This window comes from Sphingomonas segetis (assembly GCF_009720245.1).
In the GTDB taxonomy this organism is placed as follows: Bacteria; Pseudomonadota; Alphaproteobacteria; order Sphingomonadales; family Sphingomonadaceae; genus Sphingomicrobium; species Sphingomicrobium segetis.
Window position 1 is genome coordinate 1 of the sequence record NZ_WJSQ01000112.1, and the last position, 9,120, is coordinate 9,120.

The 9,120-nt window shown below is 64.7% G+C and carries 4 protein-coding genes; 1 reads left to right on the forward strand and 3 read right to left on the reverse strand.

Going from position 1 to position 9,120, the window contains the following annotated elements; all coding sequences use genetic code 11:
* Positions 1–296: 296 nt before the first annotated feature.
* Positions 297–638, reverse strand: a complete 342-nt coding sequence (locus GH737_RS10675) for a hypothetical protein (RefSeq protein WP_155264805.1) — start codon at positions 636–638, stop codon at positions 297–299.
* Between the two features lie 966 nt (positions 639–1,604).
* On the opposite strand from GH737_RS10675, the gene GH737_RS10680 reads away from it, so the two are divergent.
* Positions 1,605–2,879: a glycoside hydrolase family 1 protein gene (locus tag GH737_RS10680; RefSeq protein WP_155264806.1), complete on the forward strand. Its 1,275-nt coding sequence runs from the start codon at positions 1,605–1,607 to the stop codon at positions 2,877–2,879.
* A 127-nt stretch (positions 2,880–3,006) separates the two neighbouring features.
* Here the strand turns inward: GH737_RS10680 and GH737_RS10685 are convergent, their stop codons facing one another.
* Positions 3,007–4,809, reverse strand: a complete 1,803-nt coding sequence (locus GH737_RS10685) for a recombinase family protein (protein ID WP_155264807.1) — start codon at positions 4,807–4,809, stop codon at positions 3,007–3,009.
* Positions 4,810–4,969: 160 nt separating this feature from the next.
* Positions 4,970–9,120, reverse strand: a 4,151-nt coding sequence (locus tag GH737_RS10690; protein ID WP_155264808.1) for a beta strand repeat-containing protein, incomplete at its 5' end; no start/stop codon positions are given.

Sequence of the window (9,120 nt, forward strand, 5' to 3'; positions counted from 1 at the left end):
CCGGCCCGCAAGCCGCGCCGGCGCCGGACGGCAAAGGGACCCGGCCGGGAAGATCTGCCGGGCCCCTGACCGGGCATGCCGGCCCCGTTCATCGCACGACGCCGGCGCCCGACCCGCTTACATCATCGCGTCAGGCAGTTACAATTCCTGCGTCAGTCCGGGCGACCGGTCCGGCCGTCGGCGCCCGGCCATCATTCTTCGCGTTCGTCTCTTGGATTTGCAGCGGGTAAGCGAGCCAACCCCCAGGTTCAGCCGGCGCGATTCGAGAACATCCTCACGACCCCGGCCGGGTCAGTTCAAGGTTGCGACGGCTCCGGCCCGACCGGGACCGCGCAGCCAACCGTCGACTCCAGCGCCTGGAGCGCGCTCCTTCGCAGGCACTCCAGCTTTTCGGTTGCGGCTGTCCCGTCTTCGTTCGGCGGCAGCAGCGATCCAATCGCGCTGAGCATCTGCACCGCAATGTCGAGTTTCTGCAGCCTGTCTCCATGCCGCGCCACCAGTGAAGCGTCGCTCGCGAGATCATCGGCGAGGGAGTCGAGCAGCGCCGAAATTCGGCAGATATCCTCGGCGAGCTTCGCTGCGGCATCGTACCCGGTGCCTGCGCCGGGCGGACCGAGCTTCGAATGCGGGAATGGCACTGCTCCGGCCCTGACGATCCCGACAAGCTCATCGACTCGCTGCTGCTCTCCATTGGCTGGAGGCGCCAGCCATCGCTGGACCTCGATCTGACGAGGAAATTTCAGTCCGCACCGACCCTGGGCGGACCAGGCAACCAGCGCATTTTCCGCGAGTGCGCCGCGAACCAGCCGCGCCGCCGAACCGGTGGGGGGGGACCACGTTGCCTTCCACGAGGGCGCCGCTGCTCGACATGTTCCTGATCTTTACGGGGATCGCAGCGCCTTCAACGTAAATCGCGGCGGTGAGATACATGCTTGCTCTCGGGGCGCACCGGCCATCGCCGGCGCGCTCCGAAGTCAGGTTCCCGATCATTGCTTTTTTTCCGAGCCAGTCCGGCAACGATAGCCGCTGATCGGTTAACAATCGCACCATCAAACCGTGTCCGATCGGCCCGATCGTCGAAGCGTGCGGAGATTCCGTGCAGGCGTCCGCAGCAAACCGACCGGACTGCCTGCGGCCCTTGTGAAAAGCGGGTGCACCGAGCAGCACCCGCCCTCCCCTGCTGCGATTCGACACGCTGGAGGAACAGTGTCGCGGCAAATCCTACATCTCAAGTCAAAAATCGCGACCCGACTACCCGAAATCTAGGGCTTGCGCCGGACGGACCAGATGACGGCCGAAAGGCCTGTCAGCAGGGCTGCCAATCCGAGCAGGGTGGATGCGTCCAGAACGAGCATAAGCGACTCCCCGGCGCTCATGTTCCTTATTTGTTCTCATGTAGGAAAGCGGAAAGATGCGGAGCGTGACGTGCGGCCGTCGACCGGCGGCCTTTCCTTGCGCTTGCGCGACAAGCAGCGGCGCGGATGCCGATCCCCGTCCTCGTCTCGCGTCATGCGCGCAGGGCGCGGCGCCTCGCCCCGTGAACAACAATCGCGAAGGAGAGTTCGTCCGGGGCGAGTTCCCGCTGCGGCTGAAAGGACCCGGCAATGCAGCCAGACGTGTCGGCGTCCTGTGACGGCGCCCTCTTCCCGACATTCTTCATGGCCGGGTTCGAATGCTCGACCTTCATCTGGAAGGACAATGAGCGAAAGGATTATGTCGCCGCGACCGGCCACGACCGTCATTTGAAGAACGATCTGGCGGCCGCGATGGACCTCGGAATCGGGGTCGTGCGCGAAGCGATCCGCTGGCCCCAGGTCGACCTCGGCGGCGGACGCTACGACTGGTCGAGCGTCAGGTCGGTCCAGGACGCGGCGACCGAATGCAAGATCACGCCGATCTGGGACTTGTGCCACTATGGTTTCCCGGACGGTTGCGATCTGTTCTCGGACGAATGCGTCGAGCGCTTCGCAAATTATTGCCGCGCCGCGGCCGAGTTCGCGACCAGCAGCGCGAAGGGACCATATTTCTTCACGCCCATCAACGAGATCACATTCTTTTCGGCGGCGGCCAGCGACCTTGCATGGATGTATCCGTTCGCGAAGGGTCGTGAGAAAGAGCTCAAGCGCGCCCTCGTGCGGATGGATATCGCCGGGGTGAAGGCAATCAGGGAAATCGAGCCCGACGCGCGGATGGTGCACGTCGATCCCATCGTCCACGCCGTGCCGCCGCCGAACCGTCCCGATCTTGCTGATGAAGCGCTTGAGGAGGAGCATCGCGATGCGATGGAGGCGTGGGACATGCTTTGCGGGCGTATTTCTCCGGAACTCGGCGGCTCACCCGAAATCCTCGATATCGTCGGCGTCAACGTCTATCACTACAGCCAGGTCCAGCTGAACGCGGACAAGAAGCGCCAAACCCTCGGCCCCCGAGATCCTCGCAGGAAGCCCTTGAGCGAGCTGCTCGAATTCGCGTGGGACCGTTACAATCGGCCGATCATCATCGGGGAAACCAGCGGGTACCAGGACACGCGCGCTGAGTGGCTGCGAATGACCATGGAGGAGTCGCTGAAGGCGCTCAACGCCGGCGTCCGCCTGCACGGAGTCTGTCTGTACCCGTTCGTGGACGTTCCGGACTGGTGGACCCAGAAATGGGCGAAGATCGGCATCTACGACGTGGCCGACAAGGACAGCTTCGAGCGCATCCCGTGCGATGCCTATATCGCCGAGCTCCGCCGCTGGCAGAAGACACTCGACCAGCCCGAAAATGTCGAAGCGGACGGCTATGGCAACCGCTGGGGACGTGTCCAGCTGGCTGAAGTCCAAAGATATGCGGCGAAGTGGGCGAAGGAAGGGGCGCCCCCGACCGAGGTGCCGGCCTGACGCGGAGATTTGCACAAATGCTCGCGGCCGTTTTTCCGGCGCCACCGCGCCGGCTCGCAGGTTCTCCGCCACGCGATCGGCCTCGCGGGACGTTCGGGCGAGCCAAGCCGCAGCCATGGTGGCTGCATCATCCGGCGAGCACGGGCGCACGATGATTGCGGAAAACGTCGTCGCCGGGCCGGTGGTCGGGCCGGTCGGCGAAGCCAAGCAGCTTGCGCTGGAGCGCCCAGTCGAGCGGAAGGTCCACGGTCATCAGTCTGCGGCCTGTAAGGCCGGCGGGCTGCGTGCCGTCGAGAATGGCGGTGATGATATCGGGCGCAAGATAGTTGAGCCGGAGCTTCCGCTCGAACGTCACCGGTGCGAGCTTGCGCACCCTCGCAAGCTCGGCGATGGAGCTGTCGCGCTCGCTGTCGACGACCGACTGAAGCTGCCGGGCCTCGCGCACGAGCCGGATGAGCCGCGCCGACGGATGAGCCTGCTGCCCGGCCCGGCGTGGCTCGATGGGCAATGTGAACCGCCTCATATAGCGAACCGCACATGCCGGAATATCGACAAGCTCCGTCGCGTGCGGCCGTCCCCAGGAATCGGGTGAGCCTTTGAACATGCCCGACCGGCCCCAGCCCAGAAAGTCGGCGATCTCCTGCTTGCGAAGCACCAGCTTCACGCGTTCGCGCGACAGCTCGATGCGGCAGATCAGGGCGAGCAGGATCGCCCGAACCCGTCGCCGCTCCGACTGCTGCAGGCGCGCTGCGGCCCCGCCCCCCGCAGCGGCCAGGCCATCGAGGTCACGGCCGAAGTAGCCGATGCCGAGCAGAATGGAGCGGACCCGTTCCCGGTCGCACAGGAGCGCGCGGATCGAGGCCAGGACAAGGGCTTCGAGCTCGTCGGCATTGGCGCGGAACCGCCGGATGTGGTGCCGTCTGCCCCATTCGTTCTGGTTCGAGAAATAATAGCGGTGGCACTTCCTGCCGCGCCAGTTGTCATGCCTGCAGCACATCAGCCGCCCGAAGGAATCGAACATCATTCCGCGCAGCAGATCCCCTTTCGGGATATGCACGACCGTTTGAAGCTTCCGGGTCGACCGGAGTGCCTGGACCTTGTCCCAGATCTCCTTGCTGACGATCGGCGAATGGACCCCGTCGTACAGCTGGTCGAGGTGCTTGACCTTGCCGACGTAGAGCGGGTTCTTCAGAACGTGATAGATGATGCCGATGTTGAGCGGATTCCCGCCGACCTGCCGCCCGTCGCGTGTGGTTCGGACCTTCGTGACGACGCCCGCTTCGCTGCAGTCCTGCAATACCGCATGATAGGATTTGAGTTCGAGGAAGCGATTGTAGATGCGCCGCACCGCCGCGGCTTCCCTGCGGTTGATGCGAAGGCGCCGGTCGACGAGGTCGTAGCCGAACGCCGGGTGGCCGCCGACGAACATCCCGCGCTGGCGCATGGCGCCGAACTTGTCCCTCAGGCGGTCGGCGAGCATCTCGCGTTCGAACTGCGCGAAGGTGAGCAGGACATTGAGGATGAGCCGGCCCATGCTGTCGTCCGTATCGAAATTCTGTGTGATCGAGACGAACACCACGTCATATTGCTCGAACAGGTCGAGCAAGCGGACGAAGTCGCGAAGGCTCCGCGTCAGCCGATCGAGCTTGTAGATGAGGATGACGTCGACGAGGCCGTTCTCGACATCGGCCAGCAGCCGCTGAAGCGCGGGCCGGTCGAGCGTCGCGCCGGAATGACCCGCATCGTCATAATGGGCCGGCAGCTCGGTCCAGCGCCGGTGCGCCTGGCTCGTCAGAAAGGCTGAGCAGATCGCCCGCTGCGCATCGAGCGAGTTGAACTCGCTGTCGAGGCCCTGCTCCAGGCTCTTCCTCGTATAAATGGCGCACCGCTTCGGCGCCGCAGGCGATTGCGTTCGGGCGAATGCCGACATGGCGCTGCCTCGAAATCTGCCCGCTCCTGTGCGGTCATAGCACCGCCCGACCGGCCATTCGACTCAAGAGACCGAAGTTCAGTGCTGTTCCTGCAAGGCTCCGTCTCGGGCGCATCGGGCGCGCAGTGCCGGTGCATTCTCCCTGCGCAATCGCGATCTCCTACGCCGAGACTGCGGGAGCGACGTGAAGGACCATCGTTTCGTCGACGGACATCATGGTCATGTTGGACTGGAAGCCGTAGCCTCCGTGCGCGAATGGTTCGGCCATTGCCAGCGCGAGCGTGAGATCGCCGTGATGATGGCCGCTGTCGCCCATGGCGCTCAGCAATGAATCGATGTCCGGTTTGCCCCCGGGTCCGTTCGACAAAACATCGGATAAGATTTCGGTCAGCTTTGCCGGCTCGCCGTCGTGCGTTGCCGGAACCCCACCAGTCTTCCCGATGCTGTGGTGAGCGATGCCGGCCATTGCGGCCTCGAGCATGTCGGCGGAGATCGCCGGCATGGCGCCGGCGAACGCAAGCGGCTCCGCCGCCGGCGGCTGCGGGGCGTCGGTCCCCGACGCCAGCTCACTCAGCTCCCTCGGAGCGTGCTCGGAGGCAAATGCACCAGGCTGCGAGTGCGAAAGCTCTCCGAACCGAACCCCCTCATGCATTGCCGGCGCGTCCGCTGCCTCGTGAAGCGGCATCCGGCTTTCGCCCGAGAGTGAATGGTCCTGCTGCTCAACTCCGATCGTGAGCGCGGGCGCGCCAAGCGGGCCCTGGTGGGGTTCCGCCGGATCGGGAATGCCGACGTCTGCCGCATGGGTCTGCGCAGCCGCAGGAAGCGCCAACAGGCCGGCCGCGGCCACGGCTCCGAACAGCACGCTGTTCGCAGTCAGGGCCGACCCGGAACGCGTCTGTGCGTCCGGGGCCCTGTCCCCCGTCACGAACACCGCGTCGGCGAGCACGCCGGTTGAGCCGTCGCTCCGGGTATAGCTTCCGGTGCCGACAACCTGCACATCGCCGCCCGCGGCCGAATAGCCGACGCCGTCGCTGCTCAGCGAGATGCTGGCGATGCCGAGCGCGGTGAGCCCGGTCATCTCGCCCGCCTCAACCACTCCGTTGCTGTTTGCGTCCTGCCATACCTGGAAGTCGGCAAAGGAGGCGTCCGCCGAGGTCAGCTGGCCGTCGTGGTTGCTGTCGTAAACAGCGAGTCCCTGAAGGTCGCTGCCGCCGGTCGCGAACACGATCTCGCTGGCGCTGGCCTGCCCATCATGGTTGGCGTCGCGGACCAGGATGCCGTCGTTGCCTGCGACCCAACCGGTTCCGACCTGCCCATAGCCATAGCCATAATCGAACGTGGCGCCCGCATCCGTGCCGATGAAGCTAACCTGCCCGTCTCCGTCCATGTCGAGGGCGACGGGTGCCGCCCCCTTGGTGAGAACGGCGGTGGCCGAGGTCCCCGGTCCCGTCGAATAGCTGACGGTCGCGGTAGTCACACCGGTATTGATGTGCGCCGCCTTCACGTAATTGTCCCCGCTGCCATCGGCATCGATTTCGATGTCACCGGCAGCGGTGAACCGGACAAATCCGCTCGTCCCAGCGGCTGTCGTCAAAAGCGCGGTGATGTCGATGATTTCTCCCGACTCATAGTCGGTGATCGTGTCGAACGTCGCGGCATCGGTAAGAACGAACGTGTCGACGTTGGTGCCGCCGACGCCGCCGGTGAGCGTGTCGGCGCCCGCGCCGCCGATCAGCGTGTCGTTGCCCGCTCCGCCATTGAGCGTGTCCGTCCCGGCATCGCCCTTCAGGATGTCGTTGCCGTCATTGCCGTTGAGCGAGTCGTTGCCTCCGCCGCCGCGAAGCTCATCGGCAAGATTCGACCCGTTCAGCGTGTCATTGAAATTTGTGCCGACAACGCCTTCCATGTTCTTGTAATTGTCGCCCGTAGAGCTGCTGAGCCCGATGGAGCTCAGGTTCACCGTCGTCGCCGTTGAGCTTTGGGTCAGCGTGAAATTGATGCCAGTGGAGCCGTCCGACAAATCGATGAGGTCGAACTGGCCTGAATCGCCCTGCCCGTCGAGCGTGTCGTTGCCCGCACCGCCGCGCAGGATATCGGCTCCCGATCCGCCGACAAGTGTGTCGGTGCCACTTCCACCGACCAAAGTATCGGGTGCGGTGCCACCGTCGAGCTGGTCGTTGCCACCGCCTGCATCGAGGTAGGAACCTTGGTAGGTTCCGGCAGTATAGCCGCCGTCAACGGCCAGGTCGTATCCGGGATTGGCATTAACGACGTCAAACGAGACGGTCCCTACCGAACCGTCGGCGAGTGTGTAAGTGAACGACAGCGCGCCGGCTCCAACGCCGGTCGTGGCGTCATAAATGAAAGTTTGCGTGGCCGCATCGAACGTCAGAGCGCCAGCGGTGAGCGCCGCTCCACCCACGGAGACGACTTGCTGGTTCACAAGATCGTTTCCAGTCAAGACGTCCGTCGAAAATGTGCCGATCGTACCAGTCGAGATGACCAGCTTGTCGCTCACCGCATTATTGCTGTCGTTGACGTTATCCACGTTGACCGTGATGTCCTGGGAGTCCGTCAGCCCACCGTCATTTGCCGTGACCGTGACCAGGTAGCTGTTGTTGTGGTCCGCATCCGTCGGGTTCTCGAAGTCTGGCGCGCTGGCGAAGGTCAACACGCCTGCTGCGCTGATCGTGAACTTCGAGGCATCGGCACCCGAGAGCGAATAGGTGATCGCCTGATTCTCACCGTCATCCAACACGGAGACCGTGGTCACGGCCGTGCTGTTCTCGTTGATGCTGATCGTCGCAGTCGCTCCGGCGCCGTCCGAATTGATCGACGGCGCAGCATTAACATCCGACACCGTCACGGCGACCGCCTGCGTGTCGGCCAGCGTGCCGTCGGAAGCCTGCACGACCACGTCATAGACATTATCGCCCGCCACCGACGACCCCCCCGCCGCGTCGGTCGGGTTCTCGAAGTCGGGCGCCGTGACAAAGCTAAGCACTCCGGTGCCCGCGTCGATCGTGAACTTGGCTGCGTCGGCGCCGCCAGCGATCGAATAAGTAACGGTCGGCCCATCGACGTCGCTCGAGGTTACGGTCGTGACTGCAGTGCTGTTCTCGGCGACGCTGATGCTTGCGCTGTCGCTGCCGCCATTGGAGGTGATTGCCGGCGAATCGTTCACGGCGGTGACGTTGAGATCCACCGTGACCGTGTTTCCGTCGGCGCTGCCGTCGTTGGGCTTGTAGGTGAAACTGTCCGGACCGTTATAATCGGCTTGGGGCGTATAGGTGAAGCTGCCGTCCCCGTTGAGCGTCAGCGTGCCGTGCGCAGGTCCGTTGACGAGAACGGCGCTCAGCGCATCGGCCTCGGCGTCGGTGTCGTTGGCGAGCACTCCAGGGGCCGCAATGACCAATGGCGTGTCCTCCGCGGTCGTGTAGCTGTTTGCCGCGGCGACAGGCGCGTCATTGGTCCCGGTGATGTTGATGGTGACGCTGGTTTCGGTTCCGTCGGCCGAGCTCACCGTAAACGTATCGGTATAAACCTGGCCGGCGACGAACTCGTCGTGGGCGCCGTCGGCGACATAGGTCCAGTTGCCATCCTGGTCGATCGAGAAGCTGCCGTAGCTGCCCGCCGTGCTGCTCTGCGCAACAAACGTCTCGGGGCTGTCGACGTCGGAGATGGTCAGCGTGCCCGAGGTGCTGATTGCCGCCGCCGTGTCGCCCTCGGTGAGTTCCTCGCTCGCCGAGGAGAGGGCCGCCAGGTCGTTCGTGCCGGTGATCGTTACCGTCACCGTCTGCGTGTCGCTGCCGCTGTGCCCGTCGCTCGCACTGAGCGTGTAGGTCAGCACCAGGGTCTCGCCCGCCGCCAGATAGTTGAACGCCTCCGGCGACGAGCTGAACGACCAGCCAAGGCTGCCCGCAGTCCCGTCCGCCGCATTGCCGCTCGCGCCGCTCAGGCTCAGCATCGCCAGCAGGTCCGCGTTGCTGATCCCGCCGTCGCCCCCAGTGCCCGACGCCGCCACCGAGGTGACGCTCACGTCGACCGTGTCGCTCGTGTCCGAGTCGCTCACCGTCAACGTCCCCGAGGCGCTGAGCGCCGCATCGGTTTCATCAACCGACGCCGACGCGCTGTCGAGCGCTCCAACGCTGATGTCCGGCTGATCGTTCGTGCCGGTGATCGTCACCGTCACCGTCTGCGTGTCGCTGCCGCTGTGCCCGTCGCTCGCACTGAGCGTGTAGGTCAGCACCAGGGTCTCGCCCGCCGCCAGATAGTTGAACGCCTCCGGCGACGAGCTGAACGACCAGCCAA